Genomic DNA, 26,087 nt, shown 5'->3' on the forward strand with positions numbered 1-26,087 from the left:
CTCTTCTGTACCTCCGGTGGTCACGACTCTTCAATGAGGAAATGACAAGACTGAAGAGCGTCCAAAGGGACGTTGGGCCTACGCCGCGACGAACTGCAGAGACTGCACTATACGTATTTGTACGCTATTGATCTCGTCCTCGGTTGGAGCGAAGCTAGGGGTCCCATCGCCCGTCGCGGTTCGTCGTCATGACACCGTTGGGCCCTGATCGCCGCGATTGCCGCCTACTCGTGGCTTCATGGACTCACATGAAGCCGCCCCGAAACCCATGTCCGATTGCAAAGGAGGGCCCCATGAAACACGTACCGTTCCTCCTTGCGTTCTTCTCGTTTGGAACCGCCGCTTCCATCGCGTTCGCCAACCCGGCCCTGCTGCCGAAGCATCCCGGCTACCCTGCCGGAAGCGATACCTCTCCGGTCACGGGCCAGCCGCTAGCCAATGATCCGGGACAGGCCAACATCACAGGGGAACGCGCAATGCTGGGGGCGGCTTCTGCCGAGGACGCTCACGTGTCACAGAAGCTCACAGCGGAGGAGGATCAGCGGATCATTGAACGATCGGGAGCCGGAGTCCTGCCCAAGGTCCAAGGACCGCAAATCACGATCGAACCACCGGTGAAAGAAGGAACTCGCATCCCGTCGTCGCGCGAAATTCCGTGAGCCCCGGCCGTCATGACGACGCCGCGACAGGCAGGGATGGAGTGATCGATTGTTTCGGGCAAGCACCACTCACCAAGGAGGTCTCCCATGAGGCGACTCATCAGCTGGTTCGTGGCACCGCTCGTTGCATTGGTTCCGGCCCTGGCTCATGCAGAAGGAGTCAGCGGGTACTCCCGCGGCAATGCCTTTATCTATTTTATGGCGATCGCGGCCGTGCTGGTCTTCGGCATCCACGACACTTTCCACAAGAAATGGATGACGTGGGTGGGTGCCGTCGTGATCCCCGTCGTCTTGTATTTGATGCTTCCTGACAAATAACGCCGCTGCCCGATCTCGCGGGTGTCGCGAAGCGCCTTCCGCGACGCTTCCGACGCCCGTGAGGAAACGAGCCTCAAATAGACGGTTGAAATAGCCGGCAGTCCCATCATAGGATTGTCCCCGCACGATCGGCTCGGCTCCTGGCACTCCACTCCGGTGCTGTGAAGGAACGCCGCAGCACCCGGCATCTCTTCAGAGAACCATCGTACGTCGAAAGATGAGCGGTATGGTACAAGAGACGTTTGTGCGGCCTCATAGCGTTCAGCCAGAGGAGCGCCATGCGGTGGCCTCACTCGATCTGGAACGATGTGAGCTGCGTATCAAGCGGTTGGTGTCCGTGGCGGTCTTCGTTCCGGCTTCGGTGGGACTGGTGCTGTGGGAGGTCGGAGCTGTCTGGCCGATTGCCCGCGCGGCATTGGTCGCGGTGCTCATCGCGACGGGACTGTGCCTCAGTCTCTATGTCCGCCATCAAGTGCGCCGCATCTCACGACTCTATGTCGACACACTCCTCCCGCGCGCACAAAGGCCGCCGCACCGGACCGGCACACCTTTGGAAACAGAACCTCCTCGACCGTGCGGAAGGCCTCTGATCAGCTCCGCACGCTTCGGGCGCCATCCAAAGCGTTCCACCCACAGTCTTGAATAGTTCCGCGTTGTCCCCGCCGGATCTACCTTAAGTTTGCTTGCCGCCTGTTGGTCCTACAGAGGACGGGAACGCAGGCTGATATCGAGCCGTGTGGCCGCCTCTTTATGTACACGTATTGTCCGCGCGTGCAGCGCCCGCCGAATCATTTTAAGGACTGACCGGAGAGACATGAAAGCGAGCACGGCATCCGCAGGGATTTCAACGCTGACGCAAGAGGGGCTCCTCGTCATCCAAACGATGCGGCCGATCGAATGGGTCAAGAATATCTTTGTCTTCGCGCCGATCTTCTTCGCACACGAGGCAAGCGACATTGCGAAGCTCACGAGCGTGGTCTTCGTGTTCCTCTCCTTTAGCCTCATGTCGAGCGCGGTGTACATCTTCAACGATATTCATGACCGCGAGTTCGATCGAACCCATCCCACCAAATCCCGTCGCCCTATTGCCTCCGGCGAGCTGACGGTCGGCGTGGCAGGGTTCAGTGCCATGGTTCTCGCCCTGACGTCGTTAGGGCTCGCCGTCTTGTCGCCGGCGGTCGTCCCGATCATCCTGGCCTATGCTGGCCTCAACATTCTGTACAGCCTGCGGCTCAAGCACATCGTGATTCTCGATGTGTTCGCAATCGCGCTCGGGTTCGTCCTGCGCGTCTTTGCCGGCGGTATGGCGATTGCCGTGGAACCGTCCTCATGGCTAATCCTCGCCACCTTTCTTCTGTCACTCTTCCTCGGTCTCACGAAACGCCGGCATGAACTGCTGATCATGAAGGACACCGCCACCTCGCATCGGCCGGTGCTGGAGCAGTACACGATTTCATTGGTCGATATCCTCACTGCGGTTGTCACGCCGGTCACGCTCTTGACATACATGCTGTACACGCTCGACGCCGCCACCACGGCCCGCTTCCACACGAACAAACTCTACCTGACAGCACTCTTCGTCGTGTTCGGGATTTTTCGCTATCTGTACCTGATCCATCGGCGCGATTTGGGGGGCTCGCCGACTCAGCTCATCATCAAGGACGGCCCGCTCCGCACGGCGATTTTGGGCTGGATCGCCGCCTTCACGCTCATCGTCTATGTCGGCTGAGGCCGCCCGGCGATGGGTCGTGATCTTTGATCTCGACCGCACGCTCACCCGGCAGGACACGTATCTGCCGTACCTCCTCGGCTTTCTACTGCGCCATCCGGCCCGCCTCTGGCGCGTGCGGGGACTTCCGACCGCCGTGCTGGCCTTTGCGCTCAATCGGCTCGATCGGACAGCACTGAAGGAACGGTTTCTCGAGGCGATACTGGGCGGGGCGAGCCGGACCGACATCGAGCGGTGGACGAAGGATTTCGTGTCGAGGCTCCTGTCCCGTGGCCTGCGGCGCGATGCGTTGTGCGCGATCGAGCGTCATCGTCGGCAGGGCGACGTGTTGGTCCTGCTGACGGCGAGTCTGGATCTCTACGTCGATGAGTTGGGCCGCCGTCTGGGATTCCACCACACCGTCTGTACCAAAGCCGAGTGGCGGGACGATGTGCTCTCGGGTCGCTTGGCAAGCGCCAATCTGCGAGGGGCCGAAAAAGCACGTTCACTTCAAGTGCTCCGCAACGCATATCCCGATGCGACGATCCTTGCCTATGCCGACCATCGGTCCGATTTCCCGCTGCTCAAACAAGCGGACCGCGGGATCTTGATCGGCGGCCGGCGAGCTGCGCGCCGTCAGGCCCTGTGCGAAGGCCTCTCCTGCGAAACCTGGAAGGGGTAAGGACGGTGTGGCGCGATGTCGTGATCGCAATCAGCCTCGCCTTAGCCATGGCAACCGTGTCGTATGTCGGGGCAACCCGCATCAATCCGACCCTGCTCAAGACGGCCGACGTCTGGTTCGAATCCGATTTGTTTCGGGTCTACGAGAACCTCACTGATCGATGGAGCAATCACTATCGAACGAAAGTGCATCCATTGTACTCGCTGGTCGCCTATCCGCTCGTGTATCCGTTGCGCAAAATCGTGGGCCTCGATGCCGTGACGGCCACCCGTGTCTTTACCGCCATCACCGCGGGGGTCTGGATGGCGCTGTTCTATGTACTGTTGCGGATCATCGGATGCCGGCGATCCGACGCGGTGCTGTTTGCGCTGCTCGGGGGGGCGAGCGCCGGCGTCCTGTTCTGGTTTGTCGTACCGGAAACCTACTCCTTGGGCTCGCTGACCATACTCGTGGCGCTGGTGGTGGCCGCGCTCTCTGAGCGGACCGTGCGGGCCGAGTGGCTTTTCGTCGTCGCGAGCGCCGGCACGCTGAGCATCACCGTGACGAATTGGATGGCGGGCATCCTTGCCACGTGGGCCTATCACCCGTGGCGCCGGACCATCCAGATCTCCGTGAATGCCTTCTGTCTGGTGGTGGTGCTCTGGGGGGCTCAGAAAGTCCTCTTTCCGACGGCCCAATTCTTCTTGGGCGATACGGAGGAGACACGCTATACGCTGCATCCCGAAGCGGGTGGGATGGCGGCCATTGCACGATCGTTCTTCTCCCACAGCATGCTCATGCCGGTCGTTCACGTCATACCCGACAGTCAAGGCTGGGAGATCCACAACGGGCGCTTGCTCTATGCCTGGCCGAAGCTGAGCGTTCAGCGGGCCGGTCTCGGAACGGGCAGTCCGGTCGGCGGGTTGGGCACGGCCGTGTGGGCGGCGCTTCTCGCGCTCGGGCTGTGGGCGCTCCTCACCGCTGGACGCGCCAGGTTTCGTCTGGTCCTGGGACTCACGCTCGTCGGGCAATTTCTGCTGCACCTGATCTACGGCAATGGAACGTTTTTGTATGCGCTGCACTTCACTCCACTCTTGATAGTGGTGGCGGCGCACAGCGTGCTGGTGCGGGCGAGGCTCTTTGCACTGTGGCTCACCGGCCTGCTGCTCCTGCTCGTGCTCTTCAATAATGGACGCCAACTGTTCGCGGCTACACATTTGCTGGATGAGGCGCACGTCGAGTTGCATGCGGTTCGTGATGAGATGCAGCGCCGCCCCGACGATCCGTGGCCACGCGGAGCCGGCCACATCTTGCTGGCCCGGGCCGGGACCCAGGAAGTCGACAAGGCGTATCACGAGCCGGGCGGGAGCTTCAGTCCGTCGGTGGGCAGCTTCGGGATTTCATTGTGGGTGCTCGACGCGGCGGGGCACCTTCTTCACACCAGCGACAGCGTTCCCATCGAGCAGGTGACGCAAGGATTTTCGGATTTCGATCGCGGCGGAGTGCCGAGCGTATCAACACAGACGCCGTACTACTCGGCCCGGTGGGCCTCCCGTCAACCCGGCCGATGGACCTTGACGGTGCAAGCCGGACAGCAGCCCGGCGTGCGGGTACTGGCCGTCCTTCGCAGTGTCGGCCCGGCCGGAGGACCGGTTCGAGAACTCGCTTGGACAGGAGCGGCACTCACCATTAATCGACGATGGACGCTCACGATGTCGCCGCTGCCAGCGGGAGTGGCGCTCGGCGAAGAGGGGTCGAACGGATGGAAGACCGAACCGCCTGGCAAGCCGACCTGGAGCGGAACATCGGGCTGGGGCTATGCCCGCATCGACTTCGGGGCTGCACGCCACTGGGACCTTGAGATCCGCGACAGTGATCCGCCTGAAATCGGCGACACCGGAACCGAAGCGCCGGCGCCGCCGCCCATCATGGTGGAATTGCCCGATCCCCGGTTCAAGTCGAGTCTGGACGCCCAATTGGCTCACATCGAGATGGGAATCGTGGGCCGTGAAACGCGACCGGGCGATCCTATGAACTATCCACTCGCGTGGTTACGAGACGGGGCGTATGAACTCGTCGCATTGGCACGGGCCGGCGAGCTTCGCATTGCCGAGACGCTTTCCATACAGTTCATGGAACAGGATTTCTTTGGCGGCTTCGGCCCGGAAGCCGACGCCCCGGGCTTTGGGATTTGGGCGCTTGAAGAAATCGCCTCGCGGCTGATGAGCCCCGAGTACGACCGGCTGATCTGGCCGCACGTTCGCCGGAAGGCCGAGCTCATTGAGACGATGCTGACCACTCGGAAGCCGCTCTATGGTCCTGTCACGGGCCCGCTGGTGCCGGAGATGGCCCAGCGTCCTGAGATGACCCTCATTTGCGAAGCCTCGCGCGACGGCTTGATCATCGGGCGCATGGACAACCACCGTCCGCTTCTGTTTGTGAATGCGGTCAGCTATCTCGGCCTGATCGACGCCGCGGCGATTGCGTCGCGTATCGGCGAAGTCACGATCGCCGAGCACTGGCGCCAGAGGGCGGCCGCGCTGCGTGAGGCGTGGGAACGGGCGTTTGTCCCGCCCGAATCGGACAACGATCGCACCTATGCCAGCGGCCTCTGGCCCACCGGTATAGCCGAAGCAGCGAAGGGGCGCTTTCGGGCCGCGCTCGAAGCGCGATGGAGGACATCACGGACTTCAGACGGTGGGTTTCGAACACGGCCGCTCTGGACCTACTTCGATGTGGCCGAAGCGCACCAATGGTTGCTCCTCGATGCACCCGAGCGGGCCTGGGCAACTGTGCAATGGTTCTGGGAGCATCAAGCATCCCCGGGACTCTATACGTGGTGGGAAGGTGATCACGCCGAAAATTCCTTTCACCGCTGGGATCGGATTCGCGGATGGCTGTCGCCGCCGAATGTGACGCCACACTATTGGACCGCGGCCGAAATGGCGCTGCTTCAACTTGATATGTTGGTCCGCCTGGACCATACGAATGAGCCTCCCTCTGTCATCATCGGTGCCGGCATTCCAGTCGAGTGGCTGACACATCCAATGCGTGTCTCCGGCGTCAGCGTCCCGGGTGGCAGGATAGAGTGGAGCTGGAATGGACGGCGCATGGTGGTTCGTCTGACTGGCATCTCAACTTCAGTACGACTCGGCCATTCCTTCCCGCCCGGCACATCGATCGACGTCCGGGTCCTTGCTCCCTCAAAAGACGTCGGCACATTGTAAAAGCCTGCTTGTGCTGCTAAAGAAGCTGAGGTGAAATGGATATGAAGACCGGCCCTCTCGTCAGCGTCATTATTCCCACGTACAACCACGGTCATTTCGTCGGCGAGGCGATTGAGTCGGTCTTGGCCCAAACGTACCCGCATCATGAGATCGTGGTCGTGGATGATGGATCGACCGACGGCACAGCGAACGTCGTGGCGAACTATCACGGGGTTCGGTATGTCTGGCAACGAAACCGTGGACTGTCGGCGGCGCGAAATCGCGGGATTCACGAGAGCCGTGGAGAGTATCTGGTTTTCTTGGACTCCGACGATCGCTTGTTGCCACAGCATGTCGAACTGAGCCTTGAGGCGCTCCGGTCGCATCCCGAGGCGGGATGGGTGTGCGGCGATTTTCGCTTCATCGGGAAGCCTCCGACATGGTGGCGGGGGCATTACTGTGACCCAAGGCCCGACCACTTCGGCTCGTTACTGCGGTTGGATTTTGTGTTCGTGCCACACTGCGTGATGTATCGCCGGGAGGTCGTGCTCAGGAGCGGGGGCTTTGATGAGCGGGTGAAGTCGTGTGAGGACCTGGAATTCTATCTGCGCGTGATCAGGCAAGCGCCGCTGTATTGCCATCACCGCATCGTCGCGGAGTACCGCACGTCGGATGAGCAAATGTCCCGCCGGTGGCACACCATGCTCAAGTGGAGCATGCGCGTCTTGCAAGCGCAGCGGCCGTTTCTTAGCCGACATCCGCTGTATGAGGACGCGTATCATGTGGCGATCGCCAAAGTCCGCGCGCATTACGGAGAACGCGCGGTGTGGCAAATGATGCCCGATGCTCGTGCTGGACAATGGGGGCGGGCGATCGAGGCGTTCGGGGTCCTGTTGCGCTACTATCCCATGGGACTCGTCAATCTCCTTCGAGGTAAAGCTCGGAAGTTGTTCTTCGCAAAACGGCTAGACGCCTAGCGCACCGGAGGGCAAGGTCGCGTTCGCCGTTGCTCGATGGCGAAGGGGGTGTCGGGACTCGCTCAATCGCCCCGTACACGTTGAGCCATCCGCCGGAGTTTTCGCCAGACGTGAGAGGTCAGCCCTGTTGGATAGTGGCACATGAGCACCCGCAAGGACGCAAGAGAGTCTTGCCATCGGCCCAGTCTGAAAGCATCCGTCGCATGCCACAACAATGGGTCCCCATACCGTTGCTGAACGTGACGGATGCCCGCGCGATAGGCCTCGCGATAGCGAGGGTCACGGCGAACAGAGGGGGATTGCGCCTTAAGAACATGGAGTGACCCGGCCAGCATCACGCCCCATCGCCTCGAGACCTGCTCATCATGCTGGCGGTACTCCGCCACGACTTGGTGATGGCAGATCATGGGATAGCGCGCCGCGATGCGCAGAAATAAGTCGTAATCTTCAGCCGTCCTCAGTTCAGGACGAAAACCTCCGACTTCCAGTAGAACGTCACGCTTGATCAGCACGGCAGCCGGACAGGGGATGATGTCGCTCCGGAGCAGCCTTTCGTAGAGCTCTCCACTAGGGGCGCATTCATGCCGGTGACGCGCGGGACTTCCGAGCAAGGCATAGTCACCGAAGACGGCGCCGGCCTCGGGCGCGTTACGCATCGTCTGCAAGCTTATGTCAAGGTGGTGTGGGAGGAGTCGATCATCGGCATCCAAAAACACGATATACGGTCCGCGCGCCACTTCCAGACCGCGATTGCGCGCCGCTGACGGCCCCTGATTCGACTGCCGCACATACTGCACTCCCGGGTACCGAGCGACAACCCGTGACGACTCATCCGTTGACCCATCGTCCACGATGACAATTTCATGATTCCGATGGGTTTGGTTCAGGACGCTCTCGATCGCTTCGGAGAGAAAGCGTTCTTGATTGAAACAAGGAATAATGACGGTGACGAGATCGGCCGGCATGGGCGAGTTCAAGCTGGGCGCCACGCCGATGAGCCGGGGGTCGCATACGGCGGGAGAACAGGGAGGAGCATCGGTTCAATGATACCCAGTTCGTCTGATGCGGGCCGTCGGAAAGTGAACATCGAGATGTAGGCCGAGGTCTGACCCTGGCGGAGGACAGCCAAGGATATCGCAACGGCGGCGGCTTCGATACAGTAATGCCCCGAATGGCCGTATCCAGGCATCACTCGCAGCGAACGTCCTCCTCCAACGCTTCTGGTTGCCGTTCCTTAACCTCCGTCCCGGAGCTGACATGGCCGAACACATGCCGCTGGTGAGTGTAGTCATTCCGGCTTACAACCATTACCGGTTTATCGGCGAGGCGATCGACTCCGTTCTTGCTCAAACGTATCCTCATCATGAAATCATCGTCGTCGACGACGGTTCCGATGATACCACCTCAGACGTCGTTGGTGCTTACGAGGCAGTCCGTTACATCAAGCAACGACACCTAGGTCCGTCCGCGGCGAGAAATCGAGGCGTTCAGGAGAGTCGGGGCGAGTACGTGGTGTTCTTAGACGCCGACGATCGCTTGTTGCCGCAGCACTTCCACATCAGTCTGGAGACGTTTCGGGCCAACCCGGACGCGGGATGGGTGTGCGGCAGCATTCGGTATTTCGGCGGTGAGGCACCGTGGCCGTATCGTCACTGCTGTGATCCCAGGCCCGACTACTTCGGCTCCTTCCTCCGATCGGTTTTTTTCGGCGGGATTCATGCGGTGATGTATCGTCGTAGCGTCTTCGTGGCAAGCGGAGGATTCGATGAGCGCCTGAAGACGAGCGAGGACCGCGAATTTTACTTGCGGCTCATTCGACACGCGCCACTGTATTGCCACCATCAAATCGTGGCCGAGTATCGCATGTTGGACTGGCAAACATCCCGCCGGTGGTACGCCATGCTGAAATCGGATTACTCGATGCAGAGGCGCCAACGGCGATTGGTTCGGCACGATCGGCGCTATGTCGAAGCGTACGACGACGGCATGGCGTTCTTGCGCGCGCGATATGGCGAACGGGCACTCTGGCAGATGGTCGCCGATGCCCGATCCGGTCGCTGGAGCGAAGCCTTCCGCGCGTTCTGGGTCCTCGTCCGGTGTTATCCCGCCGGACTTCTGAATTTGTTCAAACTGAAAATCAGCAAAGGCCGTCTGGCGCGGAAGCTTCGCTCCTTGGTGTCGTCCGAGAAGCCCGACGCTCGCCGCTGCTAGGGTTCCAGGGCAAACGGAGGCGGGTTGGCTCGATGAAGTGCCTCCGTGCGATGAGGACCTGCTCTGTGTTGAACCGCAGGCAAGGGCACAGGTGGGCAGATAAGCCTCCGCGGATAAATTAAGCTGGCCTCCTCGCCGCGTGCCCGCGGTCGGTGGTCGTGAAATAGCGAACCTTGGTGAGACGTCCCCGAGGCAGGGATGTAAGGTGAAAGACAAGATTGCGAAATCGCTGTTTTGGGTCGTCTGGTCACGCGGCGGCGGCCAAATCGTCTCGTTTCTCTGCACCCTGCTGATCGCACGCTGGCTCGATCCGACCGATTACGGCATTATGGCGCTCGTCGCGATGGCGACAGGACCGCTCGCGATGGTGACCGATATGGGCCTCGGGGGCGTGCTGATCCAGTTCAAGGACCTCCGTGACAGCGAGCTGAACGTCTTCTTTTGGTTGAGGCTCACGACCGCGATCCTCAGTTACGCGGCCGTCTTTCTCGCGGCGCCGGCGTTGGCCGATTGGTTTGACAGTCCCCGCCTGTCCGATGCGCTTCGCGTCGCCGGCCTCACGTTGCTGTTTCCGCCCCTCCAATTCGTGCCCGATGCGATGTTGCGAAAGCAGCTCATGTTCGATCAATTGGCGCAGGCGGAGATCGTTACAGGGGCGATCACCCTTCCCCTCATGCTGTTGATGGCCTGGGGCGGGGCCGGCTTGTGGGCACTGCTCGTGCCGCCACTGATTGGCGCCGGGATGTATACGGCATGGGTGCTGATGGCTTTCCCGTGGTGGCCGGGATGGTCGCTCAAAACGGACCGTATCCCGGCGATGCTTCGATACGGGATGGCCGGTGTTGGCACCAATGCGGGGTGGTATGTGTTCGCCCAGCTGGATGTGCTCATCATCGGCAAACTGCTCGGCGAGCAGTCCTTGGGCTTGTATTCGATGGGAAAGCAGCTTGCCCTCTTGCCCGTTACAAAGATTTCCGTCGTGATCAATCAGCTCATGTTCCCCGTTCTTGCGCAATGGCAGGACGACGACCTCCGGCTACAGAAAGTATTTTTGAAGGTCCTGCGCGTCGTCGCCTGCGGCACGCTGCCACTCAGCGTCGGGATGGGCTTTCTTGCACCCGATCTCGTCGCCGTCGTGCTGAGACCACAGTGGGCGCCAATCGTCCCGCTGTTTCAAGTTTTCGCCTGCTTCGCGGCTGTGCATTCGCTCGAAGTCTTGCTGCCCCCGGTGCTGGCGGCCCGCTATCTATTGGGATTCCAGTTTCGGTGGACGCTGGCCCTCCTGGTCGTCATGCCACTTCCATTCATCCTCGCCGCGAGGCAGATGGGTGCGACAGGCGTGGCGCTCACCTGGATTACCGTCTATCCTCTGCTGGCCGCGTTCATGGCGCGAAAAGTTCTCAGCGAACTGAGGATCCCTGCGATTGCGGCCCTAAAAGAAATCGGGCCGACGCTGACGGCGGTGGCTGCGATGGCGGCGAGTCTGCTCGTCGTCTTGTCGGGTCTCCCACAGGTCGCGTGGGCCGATCACGTGATCCGACTCCTCGTCGGGACGACCGTCGGTATCCTCATCTACGCGGCGGTCATGTTATGGCAGGGTGGAGTGTTGGTGCGGGAAGTGGTGGAGGTCGCGGGATGGATCGTACGGCGCCACCAGCACGCGTAACAGCAGGTGGGAGCTGCTTCTTCCGCTTGCCCCTCTTGGTCACGAGGGCGAGGACTGCCGCGTCTGCTCGACCGGCGAGGAGTGTGCGTGCGGGTTGTCGAGAGACGCAAAATCGAACAGCCGCCGGTCCAGCAGATGGGCGGGGAACACGTTGCTCAATGCGGCAAAGATGCTCTCGCGGCAGCCGGGAAAGCAGCGCTCCCAGTCATGGAGAAGGCGTTTTACTTCCTTGCGCTTGAGGTTGTCCTGTGATCCGCACAAATCGCATGGAATGATCGGGAACCGCCGGAGTTCCGCGTAGCGAGCCAAATCCTCCTCCGGCACGTATGCCAGCGGACGAATCACGACGTGACGGCCGTCGTCGGACCGCAACTTGGCGGGCATGGCTTTCAATTTCCCACCGAAGAACAGGCTCAAGAAGAGCGTTTCGACAATGTCATCGCGATGATGCCCCAGGGCAATCTTCGTCGCACCCAGCTCGCCGGCCACTCGGTAGAGAATCCCACGACGCAACCGCGAACAGAGTGAGCACATCGTCTCGGTCTCGGGGATTGTGCGCTTCACGATGCTGAAGGTATCGCGCGTTTCGATATGGAACCTGATCCCGCGACTCGCCAGATAGGCGGGTAGGACGTGAGCCGGAAACCCGGGTTGTTTTTGATCCAGGTTCACGGCAATGATCTCGAACCGGATGGGCGCGCGCTGCTGCAAGACGAGCAGAATATCGAGCAACGCGTGGCTGTCCTTGCCGCCGGACAGACACACCATCACGGTATCGCCGTCTTCGATCATCGAAAAATCCGCGATGGCCTGCCCGACGAGCCGGCACAACCGTGTCTGCAGCTTGTCGGTTTCCTCGTCGAGTTTCATCGTCTCATCTGCGATTGTCGCACGGATCGGGACGGCAAACGTAGGATCATCCAGAGACGGGAGTCAAGATGGAAACGGGATTCCTCGTAGTTGGCTCGATGTCGGCGCTGAACGGATTTGACATTTCATCATTTTCTTACTATGTTCCAACTTTATGTGGTATTTGGGCCTGTTGGGTTTGCTCGTCCTCTCGTCGGCCCTCTCTTCCTCACGAGACCAACAGGCACGGCGCGTACGTCGTCCGGTCCACCCCGTCCCACGTTCCCAGTCACATCATCGTTCCGACCGTGTCACTCGATTTTGTCGGGATGGGAGGAGTCTGATCTATCTCGCCATGTGTCCCAGCCATAGCACCCCAACCGGGCCTCCGACGTCGCAGGCGTCACTCGCCTTCGACCTGGAAACGGGGATCGCTCATTGCTTCTCGTGTGGATGGGGCGGGCGCGTCGCAAAGCCGCTCACAGGCCCGATTCACCCGGACATGTTGCCTCGCATCTTTCAACTCGTCCTTCATCAGAAACTCACGACATGATGCCTTGGTGGCCTTTCGGGCTACCTTTGGCTCTTGTCCCTCCTGAGTGCTCCCGCTTCCGGCGGTCACCCTCGCGGTTCCTCCTCGTACGCGTTGACCCGACGACACCGGTGCCCGACAACACCCGAAGCGGCCCGGCCGCTCGACCTGATTCAGCATGCCGGTCGACGGAGGCCACCAACTGTGCATGCGTAATGGCATCGAGCAGCGCTTGACGCTCGGGCTCGATCCGGCGCTGCCGAGGCGCACGATTGACGAAGCGCTCGGCCGCGTCGAGGAGCCGGATCAGCGCGTCCAACCGTCTCGACTCCGGATCCTGATCAGCTTTCATCGCATCGCTGCTCCTTACTTTGGCACTGTGACGGGAATTGAAGCCGGACTGGCTCCATCGTAGCAGAGGGCGTGAACTGAACGCTGCATCAAGGAAGCGGGTCGGCATGAGGACAGCGGCCAACAATCAATCAACGGACGGACAGCGCGACGATCAGCCATACCGCACCGAACGCGAGCAGGCTGAGCGAAATCCACGAGAGCATCGAAAGAGACGTGGCACATGCGAGGAGGACCATCGGCTAGGCAGTATCGACGGTCATCGATGGCGGAATCCATTGGACGGAAGTCGTAGAGGGAACCTGTCCGCCAAACGCGCAATGCCATTGACAGACGCAATGCATTCCGCTAGTTTCCCGTGTCACTTCTATAAGGAGGTTTACCCATGGCGAAGGGATTGTCGAAGAGCGCGGTCATCAGCAAGTTGGCCGAGGCGCACGAATTGCCGAAGAAGACGGTCGCGGCGCTGATGACGACCATGACCGAGATGGCTTACAAGGAAGCGAAGAAGAGCGGCGTCTTCGCGATTCACGGCCTCGGCAAGCTCGTCTTGGTCCATCGGAAGGCACGCATGGGCCGGAACCCGCAGACCGGCGAGGCGATCAAGATTCCAGCCAAGCGCGTGGTGAAGTTCCGCGTAGCGAAGGCTGCGAAAGAAGCGATTCTCGGTCGCTGAGTCTCTCCCGTTTGAAGAGTCGAAAGACTCCTGCCGCGTCCCGTCCCGCCTTGCTTCACTGGCGGCCCGGTGCAGTCAAGGACTTTTACGGGCAGTGTTTTTCCTCTCTCCCAACCGAAACATTGCAGTCAGCGCGTGGGCGCTGACTGCCGCTTCGGCTCACACTGCCTTCCGTGCCCTCCCAATTTGCTCCTACGAATCGTTATCGCGCCCGGCCTTCCTCAAGGACGATCGCCAAACGCCGATCGGCCATCGCGCGCTTGAGCAGGGCAGCCATAAACGCCGGGTCCAACGGTTTCTTGAGGAAGGCGTAGGCGCCCGCAGTCAGCGAGCGGGCGCGCAACGTATCATCGTCGGCCCCCGTCATCAGGAGGATAGGCGTGTTCGTTTGAACAGCGCGCACCTTCTCCAGCAACGTCAGCCCGTCCATACGAGGCATCCGGATATCACTGACGATCGCGTCATACTGCCGGGAAAAAATCAACATCATGGCTTGTTCCGGCGTATCCGCCGTATCGATCTCCACGTTTGGGATCCGCCGCTGGATTGCGTACGGCAGCGCGGCGAGCAATACCTCGTCGTCGTCAATGATCAATAATCGATGGTCGCCTCGCTCCGGCATCACCTCGTCATGTAATGGCACAACCACCTCCCTGCTGCTCCGTTCCGGACAGCGTAATCGACGGCCAGGATCAACTCTATCGGAGTAACGGCGAAAAGCCGCGTTGTCCCACTCCTACGTACATTCACGCCTCCCGCTGTCCAGCGGGACTACGTTTTGACCCAGATACGGTGCGGCATTGCCGACCCGGGCCAGCCGTCCTCGACGGTGCATCGCCTCGCGCACAGTGCCTGACTGCGCTGCCGAGCGCCGAAAATCTGACGCAACACCTCACCGAACTCCGATTGCCGCTATCTCCACGTTTTCCTACGCTACCCTCCGCTCATCTTTTTTGGGACCGAGGACACCGTGCTGTCCGTCGAAGCATTTCTTGCCGCTATTCTCCTGGCGATCGTGTCGTGCTACGTGATCGTCGCGGGCTCTGAGTTGGGTGCCGCGGTCTGGTATCTCCTCGCCGCCGGCTCTCGGGCGGACCACCAGCGCCAGCTCACCGCCTGGAGGATTGGACCGGCCGTCGAAGGGCACCACGTCTGGTTGTTATTGATCGCCGTGGTCCTGTGTGCGGCGTTTCCGGTTGCGTTCGGGCGTATCTTCGTCGCGCTGCTGGTGCCGGTCCTCGGAGTGCTCTGCGCAGTGGCCGCACGTGTCGTCCTCCTCGCGTGGCGACTCACGGTGCGGGCCGGCGCTCGCCGGCTTCGGCTCGTCAATACACTGCTGGCCGCGTGCTCGCTGCTTCCCCCGTTCCTCTTGTCCATGGGCGTCGCGGCGCTGAGTATGGGGCACCTGGAATCCCCTTGGGACGGCTCAGGGCGGCCCTGGCTGACTCCCTTTCCCTTTGCCGTGGGGATGCTGGGGCTCTCGCTCTTCGCCATGCTCTCTGCCCTCACACTGTTTCTCGAAGCTCCTCACAAACCGTTGCGCGAAGATTTTCGGCGCCGCGCGTTTGCCGCCGTGATTCTGGCGAATGCCTGCGCCATGATCGCGCTCGCCCTGGCGCGTGACGAGGCGCCGATTATTTGGCGCGGGCTGACACAGAGCAGCATGGGCTGGACCCTGATCGGGACGGAAGCCGTACTCGTGGCACTCACGCTCTTCTGCTTGATCAAGCGAGAAGCAGCCGGCGCGCGTCACATCGGGATGGCGTCGGTCGTCGTGCTGATCATCGGCTGGGCCTATGCCCAATATCCATTCCTCCTCGCTCCCGAGATCAGTATCTACAATTCAGCGGCACCCGGCTGGTCGTTGCGCTATCTCGTGGCCGTCCTCGCCTCTGCCGCTATCCTCTTTCCTTTCCTCTACTACGTCTACCGCCTGTTCAAAGGTGGACTGACGCTCCGAAAAGTGTGATCGCCGGTTGAGAAAGCGCGGTCACTGAGCACCGGCCTGAACATCACGCAAATCAGCACGCTTCGGCCGGGAGCAACGCCGTGATCATATGGATGAGATCGTGGCGGCTCACCGGCTTACGGATGAGGCCCCACGCTCCTTGCGCTTGCGCCTGCTGCTCGAGGGCGGCCTCGATCTGCCCTGTCATCAGGATTACCGGCGTACCGGGAGCGATCCGTTGAATGCGATGCAAAAGAGCAAAGCCGTCCATGTGCGGCATGGTGATATCGCACAAGACGGCATCGAATCGGTGAACAGTGACCGCATGAAGGCCGGCTGCGGCGGTTTGTGCAACCTCCACCAGGACATGAATCAAATGATGGCCCACGCACTCTGCCAAGGCCAGGAGAAGAGCGGGGTCGTCATCCATGATCAATAGTCGTCGCCTTGTCACCATAGCGTCACAATCCGTGCGGTCATTTCCGTGGAGAGTAAAAGAAAATCGCGGTTCGTGGGTGTAGGAAATAGGCCTGTCGGCAGGAGAAACGGCCATAGACGAAGTACGCAGAAGGCGAGGAATGGGCAGAGCCGTTCGGGGGTTCGTCAGCTCACGGCACGAACGGAGAAATCGAGGTGCGGGTGTCCGAACAGAGTGATGCGGCGGATGGCCAGAGCCGGCCATCGACCTCAGCCAATACGGCCCCGACGAACGCGCCCACGACGTTCATGAGGAAATCCGGAAAAGAGGGGAATCTCGTGACGTTGAACAGTTGCAAGGTCTCAGTCGTCGCGGACAAGACTGCTGCAAGCATGAGGGCGCTGAAGATCGCCCTCCATGCGCCAAGACGCGTACGTGGCAGCCGGCACCAAAACCCGAACGGAAGGTAGAGGAGAACATTGATCACCATGTCGCGCATAAGAGCCGGCGCGATCACGCCTGGTGCGATTCCGGCCGGGATCCAAGTCATGCGCCACCACAAGGCCGTCGTTTGAAAGCCGTTCCAAGGCCATGTCGTCCCAATGATAATGAGCATGACCCAGCCCGCCCACAAACGACGGCGCGTCAAGAAACGGGCAGCGAAGCGTTGAGCGATTGCGGGCATACCAGTAAGTATAGTCGAGACCGGACACCGATCGCTGAATCGAGATCGCAGAGGTCGATGTTATTTCCGCGGGGTGAAGCGATCGTGGTACGCACTCCAGCTCGCATAGACGGCGGCCAAGAGCGTTGCCAAAAAGATAGCGACGAGCACGAGGCCGATGATGCTATGCCACACCTCGAACTTCAGCAGCACCCAATCCAGGACGGCCATGTCGCTCCTCCGATGCCCCCTCATTCTTTTCTAGCGCCCGCCCCACGCCTTGTCTGTCGGGGAGGACCTGAAATGGCTTCGCAGGAATACCGTACAGTAACCTGGGTAGGATTGCGGCCGAGCGATTCAGTAGGAGGGGCCTAGTGAGGATGCGGCCCGGTGGACGGGACACGGCAAACCTCTTCCCCACACATGATGCAGACGTAGATCCCAGTCGATTCGCCTTGGTCGGTCCATTCCAGCTCGAGCTGATAGTGTCGGCAGGGGTCGGCCGAGACGCGACGGCGCCAGCGATCGCGTAATGCGCGGGCTTGGTCCTCGGTCATCGGTAAGCGATCATAAGAAGCAACCCCCACGAACGAAAGATGGCCAAATGGCCTTACAAGGTCTACCTACGACCAGAGCTCATTGGGATGTTGAACCAGTGGAGCACCATTCACGGACCATCTTCGGCCCCGCCTGTTTGCGACGCTAAGAATGAATGGCGGCAAGGAATCCATCGCGCCGGATGAGTTCATCGAAGAGTCGCTCTACGGCTAGGGACGCGTAGCCGAGTTGCTGCGGGACCCGTTCACCGGAGATCGCCGCGTCGATCAGGGAAGCGACTAGCGTCGCAATGAGCAGGGCCACCTCGCGCTCATCGCCGTGCCAGTGGCGGTACCTTCCCAGGGCATGGCAGGACAAGACACCGAGAAATTGCTCGTCGCCGCACCGAATGGGAATCTCGAGCGCCGAGACCCCGTTTTCGAGACCAAGGTAGACGCCCATGAAGGGAATCATCCGAGGATCCGCAGCGAGATCATCGATCGGGACCATCTCGCCGCCCATGAGGGGGGCCAGATATCGAGGCGTCGGTTGAACGAGTTGCCCGGCCGCGATTCGATGCGACCGAGTGGACCGCCGGTAGAGGTCCCGGCACTGAAGGAGCCCGCTTCGACTATCGTATCGCCAGAGCGCGACCCGCTCCACGCCGATGGCATCGGCAGTCATTTCGAGAATGGCTTTGATGGCTTCCGACGGCCGGCCGTGGAGGACGACCACTTTGGCGATCGACAAGAGAGCTCGCTGCTGGACATGCAACCGCCTCGTTTCTTCATCTTGCTCGGTCTCATCCCTCCATTCACTCCGCCAATCCTCCAACGAGCCGACCCCCTGGGAGACGAGCAGAGCGGCGACGAAGACGCAAAAGTAGCCGAACGGGTAGACAGTCGGGCCCAGCTTCGGGATGAAATCCACGCCGGCCGCATAGCCGGCGACGATGCCGAACGTGACAAATTGGACCATGCGCTTCTGATTCACCGAGGTGGCGTCTTGATAGGCGAAATAGAGGTGCCAGAGACTCCCGCCGGCCATGAGGGCAAAATAGCCGATGAACAGCCAGCCGGCCTCGCCGTACAGCGGATAAAACCCCCACCACTGCCGCGTGACTTGCGGAATGAGGTCTGAGTCGAACGCCAGGACGGCGAAGACGGTGGAGACCGCCCAAGCGGCCCATACCACGAGTTTGTGTGACTGATACAGCCCGCGGAGTCGAACGGCCAGATCGTACGTCGCAACCGCGATGAATGGCACGCCCAAGTAGGCGACCTTGGCCCAGACCAAGGCACTCGCTTCGGTCCGGCTTGCATACATGAAATGGAAGGCGACGAGCCAAATCGTCGCCGCGAGGAAGGTAAGGACTAAGGGAAGTCGAATCGCGCGCTGCAGGCGGTGCATGAGGAACTGGAGCACCACGAACAACAGCCCGGCCGCCGTGGCGAGGGGCGGCAGCGAATAGGGATTGAAGAAGTAGTGTTGTGAGTCGAGAACGTCTGCCCACATGATGCACCGGACTCGGTCATCGCTTGCACCCTTGCCTTCATCCATCTTCGGCTGTGCCTTCCGGAGGGCAGAAGAGGACGATTGAGACGTTCCCGTAGTCTCACGCCTTACGCCATTACGGCTGAGGAGGCCCGAGGACTTGGTGTAATGCCGTAGCAGTCTCGACGATAGCGGCGATGCCGCTCATCTGGCAACATTCTGCCTCCTCATGGTACGCATTGCCGCCCCCGAAACCTGCCTTGCGCAAGGCCACCCTCAGCCACGGCGGGATCGCACGACAACGTACTCCACTCATCCTCATCGGAGCGCTGATGTCACTCTCTGACGAGCGAGGCATTCTCGAGCGAGAATCCGTCGCCAATCTGGCGATGAGCATTAGCCAGATCCTCACCGCTTCCGAACCGCTCGAGCAAATCCTGCAGCAGTGCGTGGAATCGCTGATTTGGCACCTGGACCTCGCGTTTGCCCGAATCTGGTTGCTCGACTCCACCGAGCGGACGTTGGTACTGGCGGCGAGCGCCGGCCTGTCGACAAACCTTCACGGCACCTTTAGTCGGATCCCCGTCGCGACCTCGCTCAAGATTGGTCGCGTCGTGCGTGAGCGCCGCCCTCACCTGACAAACCGCCTTCATGAGGAAACGTGGGTTCGGGATCAGGAGTGGGTCACGCGGGAAAGGTTGATCGCGTATGCCGGCTATCCCTTGATCGCGCGTGACCGCGTTGTCGGTGTCATGGCGATGTTTTCCCGCCATGAACTCGGGGAGCGAACTCTCGATGAGCTGGGTGGCATCGCGGGCGGCATTGCGCAATGCGTGCGACGTTGTCAGGCCGAGGACGAGCTCCGCGCCAACGAACGACGTCTGTCATTGGCTGTCGCCGGTTCCGGGATGGCGCTGTGGGAGTGGGAGTTCGAAACGGAGCACATGGTGTGGTCACCCCAGTTTTTCTCGCTGTTGGGATATGCGCCCTCGACCATCACTCCGTGTCGAACCGCGTGGGAGCAGCGGCTCCGCCCCGAGGATCGGGATCGGGTCATCGGGGATATTGCCCGCAGCCGGTCAACTGGCACGCCATTGAGCCACGACTATCGCATCATCACGGCAGACACCGGGGAGGTGGTCTGGGTGGCGGGGCGAGGAACGTTCGTTTCCGATGGCGCAGGGATGCCGCGTCTGATCGGCGCGCTGTTCAATATCAATCACCGGAAGCGTACCGAAGCCGAAATTCAACGCCTGCTCGAACAGGCCGAGCGAACCCAGGACGAGCTTCGCGACAAGCAGGCGCAGCTCGTGCAAAACGCAAAGCTTGCCTCCATTGGCGAGCTAACGACCGGGCTGGCTCACGAACTGAACAACCCGCTCAACAATATTGGCCTGTTCGTCGGCAATGCCCTCGACATCCTCTCGGAACATGAGAACGACGACTTCAAGGAACGCTTGGTGACGTATCTGCACGCCGCCGAGGAGCAAGTCAATCGAGCGGCGAGTATCATTCATCACCTGCGAATCTTCGGCCGCTCGAGCAGGCGCAATTTCACGACCCTTCAGATCGACGCCGTGATACGGACCGCGTTGGCATCGCTCGTGGAACGTATCCGGATGGCAGGCGTCGACCTTGTTGATCGGCTCGATGCCGAGCACGCCTACGTCGAGGGATGCCGGATCCAGCTCGAACAGGCGCTGGTGAACCTGTTCACGAACGCGCTGGATGCGATGAAGGCGTCATCCACCAAGGTGCTGACCGTGTCGTCACGTGTGGTCGATGGCGTGGTCCGGATCAGCATTACGGACAGCGGCGACGGGATCGCGCCCGACAACCTGCCGCGGGTCTTTGATTCGTTCTTTACCACGAAGGAGGTGGGCGAAGGAACGGGCCTCGGCCTTTCGATTGCCTTCGGGATTATCAAGGCGCATCGCGGAGAAATCACCATGCAGTCCTCGCCGGGACAAGGGACCGAGGTGACGATTCATCTGCCGCTTTCGAAGCACCCCTGTTAGAAGGTTTCAGGGGACTCTTGCTCGCCGCTCAATTTAAGGAAATCACCCGCAATTCACGCTGCGGCGGAGTCGGGTGATGAAATTGAAACCGTCCCTCGTCGCTGTAATCCAGCCTCACGCCTTCCAGCCGCCTTGCGCTCTCAGGCGGAACGGCGATCGTGAGACCTTGGAGGTCGACGACTTCATCGTCCGGCTGCGGCTCCCCTTCCAGGGTGAGGGTCATCGACAGGCGCTTCTCATCAATGTCGGTCACGACAATTCGCACGACCCGTTCTTCCGGATGCTCGCGAAGCAACTCCTCTAACCGTGCGCGTGCGGCCGGTGTCACAATGATCATGGCGCGACTCTCCACGTGTTTCCGGCGCGAGATCGCCCATCGGTGAGCGCCCGCTTACTTTTTTAAATAATTCTCCACATTCATGATGAACGCGTGTAGCGGGTCTTGGGCATTTGCAGTGTCGGACGATGAGATCTCATCAATGATATGACGGCCGAGCATCCGGTAACTTTCGAACTGCGATTCGTTGAACCATTGATTGCTGGTCGGCTCGTGCGGAAAGTCCGGGTGCTCCATGGCGTAGTTGTAGATATCGGCCGATTCGCTCCCGCTGATCGTCGGCTTGATATAGATCAGGACGCCGTCCTTGTCCGGAGGACCGCCATCCACGCCGGAATACCCGATCCGGCCCATGGCACAATACTTCCCGGTCTGCTTGCGGCTCCGCGGCAGGATCTTCGCGTACCGCTCGACGGTGATGAGGATGCCAAGATCGATGCGGATTTTTCTGATTGCGTTTCCCAGGTCTTCGAAATGACTTTCCGGATCGTGACCGGCGTCGCACACGACGATGACCCGGCACCGTCGCAAGACCATTTCATACAGGCCGAGATTTTCGAAGTGCCCGCCGTCAGACAGATAGACAAACCGCTTCGTGTCGTCAGTGAAGCCAAAGGCTTCCTGCAGGAGGGGCACGAGCGCGACGCGGGGACCATCATATTGGTACGCGTCGGCGCCGGCCGGGCCGGGATTCCCGAACCACCAGCCGAGGCGCACGTTAAAGAGCGTCATGAGCAGCGTGACGACGGAGGACGAGTGGTAGCCCATGTTGGGACTCGCGGCTGCACCGGAAATCGCCATGGCGGTCCCGAGCGTCAGGGGGTAATGGCCGTTCTTCTTGGCGTATTGCTTGGCGCTCCGGTAACCCAGTTGATGATTGCCGGCATGGAGCGCGCTCATCGTCATCGATTCCGCCTTACGCTGTTGCCACGCAAGTTCCTCGCCTTTGACAAGATTCAACGCCGTATTGAGGATGTGCAGGAAGCGATGTGGGCGTAACGCATCCCGTCCCCCGCCGTCATTGGACTGATCTTCGCCCGGTTCACCGGCGCCTTCTGCTCGCTTCGGCAACGGATACGGCTCAATCCCGCCGGGACAGAGTCGCTCGATCACCTTGCGATTCGCGAGAGATTGCACGAGGCCGCCTTCATCGGAGTCCTGCACCGAGTACACGAGCCGGTTCAGGGTGTCTTCGGCGATGCCGAGCGGTGGTCCTCCGATCAGGTCGTTGACCGCTTCTATAAGCCGAGCCTCGATCCGGGGCGGCAGCCGTCGGCCAAGGCGATCCTGGGTAGCCGACCGGATCTCTGTTAGCAACCCGTCCAGTCGTTTGAGATCGGGGTGAACGGCGTGCGCCACTGCCGCTTCGAGACTCTCCACCAATCGTCCCGCATCCCGAATATCGTGGGGCCAGAGAAACACAGGATTCAAATACGTGATGGGGAGATTATCGAGTGGATCGAATCCCGTGAACGGATTTGGCGTCCGCTGCAGACGTGAGGCACCCAGGTACGCGCGGATCAACCGGTTCCGATACAAGGCGTGCAGTGAAAATTTGTTGATGTTGATGAAATAGGAGGCGGTCGCAGCCAACGCCAGGCACGTCAACATGATGGCGGTCAGCGGCCTCCATTCGAGATACTGAGGCACATTCGTAATGGCCACCACCCAACCATACGATACGCCGAGCGCGTCCTGGACCCAGATCGTCAGCAGCACGACGAGGATGACGACAAACAGCGGCGTGACGAACGCCAAAATGAGATTGCCGATTCGGTCTTTCCACCCCGGTTGCGCCAATTGCCCGGAAGGACCCGACGTGCGTTTGCTGTAGCCCAATAGGAGCGTGAGCAGCCCCGTCACTCCCCCCATGCCTTCCAACAGCCACGGGATCGTGCGGTGTTCGATCTCAACGTACCAGGAAGGCCCGAAGAGCGTCAGGAACGTGACCGCGATCCAGACAAGGCCGCTCATGAGCATCCAGCCTCCGGCCCGTGCCCACCACTCGCGATCTTCATCGTCGGTCGACCGACTGGCCAATCCGATGAACACTGTCGCGGCGAAAAGGAAGATGCCCAAAAACGCCGGCGGGGACAACATGAGGTAGGACGAGGCATCGATGGCGTGCGGCGCGCGCATCAAGACGTACCAGAGCAGCCAGCCGCCGAAGCCGCCGGACAGCAGGATGATGCCCCTCTCTCCCCAGGTGCTGGGCCGGCCACGAATGGCAATCGAGATGAACCAGGTCAGGAGGTTGAAGGCCGTCGCCCAGATCACAGGAATGTGCCACGTACCGAGCTGTTCCCGGTGATGCCAGGCATACATGGCTAGCAGGATGCCCGATGCCATAATAGGCCCGAGCCCCCACAAAAGGAACGACCCTTGACCTTCGGGAAGCGGCCAGCGGCTCCGATACTTGTTCAGACTTGGCCTGAGCAGATGCATATACGTGAGCCCCACGGCACCGCTCGCCAGGCCGATGAGCAGTTTGGCCAGGTCTCCGTGCGCGAGGAGCATGGCGAGGAGTAATGGCGACACCAAGATTGCCACGATCAGGAGTGGAACCAGGATCAGCCAATTGAGGATCACGTTGCGGACGTATGTGCCAATCAACGCCCACGTATCGGCCGAGAGAAGGCCGAGGTGAGGGGTCAGATAGTTGCTGTACGCACGAAGGTGATGGACCGGGGGCGGCTCCGGGGTAGTGGGCGAATGAGAAGGATGCCCGAGCGCCTCCATCACTCCCGGGAGACCATTCGGATGACGGTACGCCCAGGCCGAGAGCCAACTTCCGACGTAGCCGCCGCCCGAGACCGTCGACAGATACGAGAAGCGATTCAGTACGCCCTGCTGGGCAAGACCCTGTAACACGCCGAGCGCGAACGTCGCGCTTCGAATGCCGCCGCCGGACAGACACAGCGCGGCAAGGGGATCAGGGTTGTTATGAAGCCGACCATACGCCTCGGTCCGGCGCCGATCTTCCAATTTGCGAACGGAAACGCCATACGCCTCTTCGAGCAGGAGGCGATGCACCCGCACCCGGTCTTCCTCCCTGAGCTGCGGGAGAAGGCGAACGGCCTCCATGGCATGGCTGCTCAACACGACCTTTGTAAACCGCTCACTGGTATAGAGGGTGGGATCGTGAATCAGCTCGTTGAAGATCACGACAAGGGTCTCAGGGGCGAGGCGAGACCCATAGCGCCTCATGATGTACCGAGAGAGTGCCGTCTTTTCATCGCGGATATCGGCGATCAGCGCCGACGGGTCGGGAAAATCTTCCGGGACAAATGTGGGATCCGCGCGGGGCGGCGGCTCGAGCCCCTTCAGCACCGAATATTCTTCCGCGAGCACTTCCGAGAACGTGAACGGCAGGCTGAGCCGACCAGTCGGCATAGGAACAACCTCTTTGTGGAACCACCTACTGGCTCAGGAACTGCACGATCTCCGGCACCAGCCGCTCCACGCCCCGCTGCGCGGCGAGCCGCAAGAGCGCCCGATCGCAGTCTGATGGCAGTTTGAACTTGGTCGGGATCATGGCCAGGTGCTCACGGACCTGCTCCCGTTTAGTGAGTCGATTCCGTTCCTTGGCGCAGGCGTCCGGCATCAACTTGGCGAGCGCGTCGGCCTGCTCCGGCCAGATGTCGAGGTCGGTGTGCCGGATCACGATGATCTTGAGCACCGTTTCGTCCGGCAAGACGACCCGCTCCGTTTGCAAGATGTGCCAGGCGGTCGCCTGATAGGCGTTCGCGCGTTGTTCCATGATGCCGACGATTCGCGAGGGATCATCGACGAAGACTTTGAAGCCATCTTTCAGATGATCGAGCGTGGTGTTCTCGATCCAGAAGGGGAACGAGCTGTCGAACGCGATGACCAGGCCACGCTTGACCGGTCCCCGGCTCCGGTCCTCCAGCTTTTTCAGGAACACCTGCAGCAGGGATTCGGTTCCTTGGTTGTCGAACAGTCCACCGTCCCCGACGTGGAGGTAGGTGTCGGGGTGGATTGGTGATTCGACGCTGATCGGTCCGATAAAGAAAGGAAATGAGGCGGAGGCGGCCACCGCGTAGGAGATGGGAATCTGTCGGGCATCGATGCCATACTCTTGAAACGTATTGGGCATCAACGCCCGCTCGGCGACACGCAACGCGGGAGGCAGCGGCCTGCCGTCATGCCGGGTCTTCAGCTCATCCTGCAGGATCTGGACAAAGTCGTACTTGAAGTCCGCAGGGGGCACGGTCGTCAACACCACGCGCCGGCCGTTGTTGTAGAGCGTCGAATTGATAATCAGTTGCGGGGCATCTCGTCGTTGCTCGCGCCCGTAGAGGTCCGCCAGCGTGACGCCTTTCAAGTACGAGCGGTCGAGCACGTCCGCCAAGGAGGCGGCACGCTTCGGCGAGCTGAGCCAGCGGTTCTTGATCACCTGCCGCCATTCGATGCCCCACTGAATGTTCTCCGCCATCGCATCTCGGTACGCGTCGAAAAACGCTCGGTACGTCGGGCTTAGGGTCTCGCCGGTCAAGACCGGGACCGTGGCCGGCGGCTTCTGCGTCGCAAAGTAACTGGAGGCCACGCTGCCCCCCGACACACTGGACATGTGCGTGATGCGCTCGATCAGCGAGCGGCGCTCCGCCCCGACCCGCACCTGAGCGAGTGCTTCCAATCCGGCTGCGCTGAAATACGCGGCACGGCTCCCGCCGCCCGACAGTGCGACGCCGACCAGCGTCTCCGACGCATCGGGGAGGGGCTCAAACATCGTGTCGCCTTTCGGAAGCGCGGCGGGGTGAAGGATGTGGGGGCTACAGCCGGCGAGCAGGAAAAGGGTCGAGAGGATCACGAGGAACATGGACACCATCAAGCGCT

Annotated in this window: 23 protein-coding genes; 13 read left to right on the top strand and 10 right to left on the bottom strand. The window is 60.9% G+C overall.

The features are described from left to right. Positions 1–293 precede the first annotated feature (293 nt). From AC1U7K_RS13905 to AC1U7K_RS13935, 7 genes are all read left to right on the top strand, one after another. The gene (locus AC1U7K_RS13905) at positions 294–659 is read left to right on the top strand and encodes a hypothetical protein (protein ID WP_480252036.1); all 366 of its coding nucleotides are present in this window, start codon (positions 294–296) and stop codon (positions 657–659) included. An 87-nt stretch (positions 660–746) separates the two neighbouring features. Then, positions 747–977 (top strand): hypothetical protein, encoded by a 231-nt coding sequence (locus tag AC1U7K_RS13910; protein WP_480252037.1) that lies wholly within the window; start codon positions 747–749, stop codon positions 975–977. 226 nt (positions 978–1,203) lie between these two features. Beyond that, positions 1,204–1,623, top strand: a complete 420-nt coding sequence (locus AC1U7K_RS13915) for a hypothetical protein (RefSeq protein ID WP_480252038.1) — start codon at positions 1,204–1,206, stop codon at positions 1,621–1,623. Between the two features lie 168 nt (positions 1,624–1,791). Then, positions 1,792–2,706, top strand: a complete 915-nt coding sequence (locus AC1U7K_RS13920) for a decaprenyl-phosphate phosphoribosyltransferase (RefSeq protein WP_480252039.1) — start codon at positions 1,792–1,794, stop codon at positions 2,704–2,706. Next, on the top strand, positions 2,696–3,367 hold the full coding sequence (locus AC1U7K_RS13925) for an HAD-IB family hydrolase (protein WP_480252040.1): 672 nt from the start codon (positions 2,696–2,698) through the stop codon (positions 3,365–3,367). The genes AC1U7K_RS13920 and AC1U7K_RS13925 overlap by 11 nt, the downstream gene beginning before the upstream one ends. Before the next feature lie 20 nt (positions 3,368–3,387). Beyond that, entirely contained in the window at positions 3,388–6,573 is a 3,186-nt protein-coding gene (locus AC1U7K_RS13930) for a DUF6080 domain-containing protein (RefSeq protein ID WP_480252041.1), read from the top strand. Positions 6,574–6,614: 41 nt separating this feature from the next. Beyond that, positions 6,615–7,529: a glycosyltransferase family 2 protein gene (locus AC1U7K_RS13935; protein WP_480252043.1), complete on the top strand. Its 915-nt coding sequence runs from the start codon at positions 6,615–6,617 to the stop codon at positions 7,527–7,529. A 62-nt stretch (positions 7,530–7,591) separates the two neighbouring features. On the opposite strand, the gene AC1U7K_RS13940 is transcribed toward AC1U7K_RS13935, so the two are convergent. Continuing rightward, on the bottom strand, positions 7,592–8,506 hold the full coding sequence (locus AC1U7K_RS13940; RefSeq protein ID WP_480252044.1) for a glycosyltransferase: 915 nt from the start codon (positions 8,504–8,506) through the stop codon (positions 7,592–7,594). Positions 8,507–8,786: 280 nt separating this feature from the next. Between AC1U7K_RS13940 and AC1U7K_RS13945 the strand changes: the two genes are divergently transcribed. Next, positions 8,787–9,740: a glycosyltransferase family 2 protein gene (locus AC1U7K_RS13945; RefSeq protein ID WP_480252045.1), complete on the top strand. Its 954-nt coding sequence runs from the start codon at positions 8,787–8,789 to the stop codon at positions 9,738–9,740. Between the two features lie 205 nt (positions 9,741–9,945). After that, the gene (locus tag AC1U7K_RS13950; RefSeq protein ID WP_480252047.1) at positions 9,946–11,406 is read left to right on the top strand and encodes a lipopolysaccharide biosynthesis protein; all 1,461 of its coding nucleotides are present in this window, start codon (positions 9,946–9,948) and stop codon (positions 11,404–11,406) included. A gap of 39 nt (positions 11,407–11,445) precedes the next feature. Here AC1U7K_RS13950 and ttcA read toward each other — a convergent pair whose 3' ends face one another. Then, positions 11,446–12,276, bottom strand: coding sequence for a tRNA 2-thiocytidine(32) synthetase TtcA (gene ttcA, locus AC1U7K_RS13955; RefSeq protein ID WP_480252048.1), 831 nt, complete (start codon positions 12,274–12,276; stop codon positions 11,446–11,448). 719 nt (positions 12,277–12,995) lie between these two features. On the opposite strand from ttcA, the gene AC1U7K_RS13960 reads away from it, so the two are divergent. Together AC1U7K_RS13960 and AC1U7K_RS13965 are read left to right on the top strand one after the other, a co-directional pair. Beyond that, complete coding sequence (locus AC1U7K_RS13960; protein ID WP_480252049.1) at positions 12,996–13,202, top strand: hypothetical protein; 207 nt, start codon at positions 12,996–12,998, stop codon at positions 13,200–13,202. Positions 13,203–13,523: 321 nt separating this feature from the next. Beyond that, the gene (locus tag AC1U7K_RS13965; protein ID WP_480252050.1) at positions 13,524–13,814 is read left to right on the top strand and encodes an HU family DNA-binding protein; all 291 of its coding nucleotides are present in this window, start codon (positions 13,524–13,526) and stop codon (positions 13,812–13,814) included. A gap of 202 nt (positions 13,815–14,016) precedes the next feature. On the opposite strand, the gene AC1U7K_RS13970 is transcribed toward AC1U7K_RS13965, so the two are convergent. After that, entirely contained in the window at positions 14,017–14,457 is a 441-nt protein-coding gene (locus tag AC1U7K_RS13970; RefSeq protein WP_480252051.1) for a response regulator, read from the bottom strand. Positions 14,458–14,784: 327 nt separating this feature from the next. Here AC1U7K_RS13970 and AC1U7K_RS13975 point away from each other — a divergent pair, with 327 nt between their 5' ends. Then, complete coding sequence (locus AC1U7K_RS13975) at positions 14,785–15,783, top strand: cytochrome d ubiquinol oxidase subunit II (protein WP_480252052.1); 999 nt, start codon at positions 14,785–14,787, stop codon at positions 15,781–15,783. A gap of 52 nt (positions 15,784–15,835) precedes the next feature. Here the strand turns inward: AC1U7K_RS13975 and AC1U7K_RS13980 are convergent, their stop codons facing one another. The 4 genes from AC1U7K_RS13980 to AC1U7K_RS13995 form a co-directional block, all read right to left on the bottom strand. Continuing rightward, a complete protein-coding gene (locus AC1U7K_RS13980) occupies positions 15,836–16,219 on the bottom strand; it encodes a response regulator (protein ID WP_480252053.1) in 384 nt (127 codons plus the stop codon). Positions 16,220–16,370: 151 nt separating this feature from the next. Next, positions 16,371–16,796, bottom strand: a complete 426-nt coding sequence (locus AC1U7K_RS13985; protein WP_480252054.1) for a VanZ family protein — start codon at positions 16,794–16,796, stop codon at positions 16,371–16,373. 129 nt (positions 16,797–16,925) lie between these two features. Beyond that, positions 16,926–17,075, bottom strand: a complete 150-nt coding sequence (locus tag AC1U7K_RS13990) for a hypothetical protein (RefSeq protein WP_480252055.1) — start codon at positions 17,073–17,075, stop codon at positions 16,926–16,928. 471 nt (positions 17,076–17,546) lie between these two features. Then, complete coding sequence (locus tag AC1U7K_RS13995; RefSeq protein WP_480252056.1) at positions 17,547–18,896, bottom strand: GAF domain-containing protein; 1,350 nt, start codon at positions 18,894–18,896, stop codon at positions 17,547–17,549. Positions 18,897–19,207: 311 nt separating this feature from the next. On the opposite strand from AC1U7K_RS13995, the gene AC1U7K_RS14000 reads away from it, so the two are divergent. After that, entirely contained in the window at positions 19,208–20,893 is a 1,686-nt protein-coding gene (locus tag AC1U7K_RS14000; RefSeq protein WP_480252057.1) for an ATP-binding protein, read from the top strand. Positions 20,894–20,921: 28 nt separating this feature from the next. Here the strand turns inward: AC1U7K_RS14000 and AC1U7K_RS14005 are convergent, their stop codons facing one another. The 3 genes from AC1U7K_RS14005 to AC1U7K_RS14015 are packed head-to-tail and all read right to left on the bottom strand — an operon-like array spanning position 20,922 to position 26,079. Then, the gene (locus AC1U7K_RS14005; protein WP_480252058.1) at positions 20,922–21,230 is read right to left on the bottom strand and encodes a HesB/IscA family protein; all 309 of its coding nucleotides are present in this window, start codon (positions 21,228–21,230) and stop codon (positions 20,922–20,924) included. Positions 21,231–21,284: 54 nt separating this feature from the next. Further along, complete coding sequence (locus AC1U7K_RS14010; RefSeq protein ID WP_480252059.1) at positions 21,285–24,623, bottom strand: hypothetical protein; 3,339 nt, start codon at positions 24,621–24,623, stop codon at positions 21,285–21,287. A 25-nt stretch (positions 24,624–24,648) separates the two neighbouring features. Continuing rightward, positions 24,649–26,079, bottom strand: a complete 1,431-nt coding sequence (locus AC1U7K_RS14015) for a patatin-like phospholipase family protein (RefSeq protein WP_480252060.1) — start codon at positions 26,077–26,079, stop codon at positions 24,649–24,651. Positions 26,080–26,087 lie beyond the last annotated feature (8 nt).

Source organism: Nitrospira sp. Vd2, from assembly GCF_979581665.1.

Coding starts and splice junctions, on each gene's coding strand:
- AC1U7K_RS14015 (WP_480252060.1), bottom strand. CDS start 26,079: ATGGTGTCCATGTTCCTCGTGATCCTCTCGACCCTTTTCCTGCTCGCC.
- AC1U7K_RS13965 (WP_480252050.1), top strand. CDS start 13,524: ATGGCGAAGGGATTGTCGAAGAGCGCGGTCATCAGCAAGTTGGCCGAG.
- ttcA (WP_480252048.1), bottom strand. CDS start 12,276: ATGAAACTCGACGAGGAAACCGACAAGCTGCAGACACGGTTGTGCCGG.
- AC1U7K_RS13995 (WP_480252056.1), bottom strand. CDS start 18,896: ATGTGGGCAGACGTTCTCGACTCACAACACTACTTCTTCAATCCCTAT.
- AC1U7K_RS13925 (WP_480252040.1), top strand. CDS start 2,696: ATGTCGGCTGAGGCCGCCCGGCGATGGGTCGTGATCTTTGATCTCGAC.
- AC1U7K_RS13915 (WP_480252038.1), top strand. CDS start 1,204: ATGGTACAAGAGACGTTTGTGCGGCCTCATAGCGTTCAGCCAGAGGAG.
- AC1U7K_RS14010 (WP_480252059.1), bottom strand. CDS start 24,623: ATGCCGACTGGTCGGCTCAGCCTGCCGTTCACGTTCTCGGAAGTGCTC.
- AC1U7K_RS13985 (WP_480252054.1), bottom strand. CDS start 16,796: ATGCTCATTATCATTGGGACGACATGGCCTTGGAACGGCTTTCAAACG.
- AC1U7K_RS13990 (WP_480252055.1), bottom strand. CDS start 17,075: ATGGCCGTCCTGGATTGGGTGCTGCTGAAGTTCGAGGTGTGGCATAGC.
- AC1U7K_RS13935 (WP_480252043.1), top strand. CDS start 6,615: ATGAAGACCGGCCCTCTCGTCAGCGTCATTATTCCCACGTACAACCAC.
- AC1U7K_RS13945 (WP_480252045.1), top strand. CDS start 8,787: ATGGCCGAACACATGCCGCTGGTGAGTGTAGTCATTCCGGCTTACAAC.
- AC1U7K_RS13905 (WP_480252036.1), top strand. CDS start 294: ATGAAACACGTACCGTTCCTCCTTGCGTTCTTCTCGTTTGGAACCGCC.
- AC1U7K_RS13980 (WP_480252053.1), bottom strand. CDS start 16,219: ATGGTGACAAGGCGACGACTATTGATCATGGATGACGACCCCGCTCTT.
- AC1U7K_RS13910 (WP_480252037.1), top strand. CDS start 747: ATGAGGCGACTCATCAGCTGGTTCGTGGCACCGCTCGTTGCATTGGTT.
- AC1U7K_RS13920 (WP_480252039.1), top strand. CDS start 1,792: ATGAAAGCGAGCACGGCATCCGCAGGGATTTCAACGCTGACGCAAGAG.
- AC1U7K_RS14005 (WP_480252058.1), bottom strand. CDS start 21,230: ATGATCATTGTGACACCGGCCGCACGCGCACGGTTAGAGGAGTTGCTT.
- AC1U7K_RS13960 (WP_480252049.1), top strand. CDS start 12,996: ATGCGTAATGGCATCGAGCAGCGCTTGACGCTCGGGCTCGATCCGGCG.
- AC1U7K_RS14000 (WP_480252057.1), top strand. CDS start 19,208: ATGTCACTCTCTGACGAGCGAGGCATTCTCGAGCGAGAATCCGTCGCC.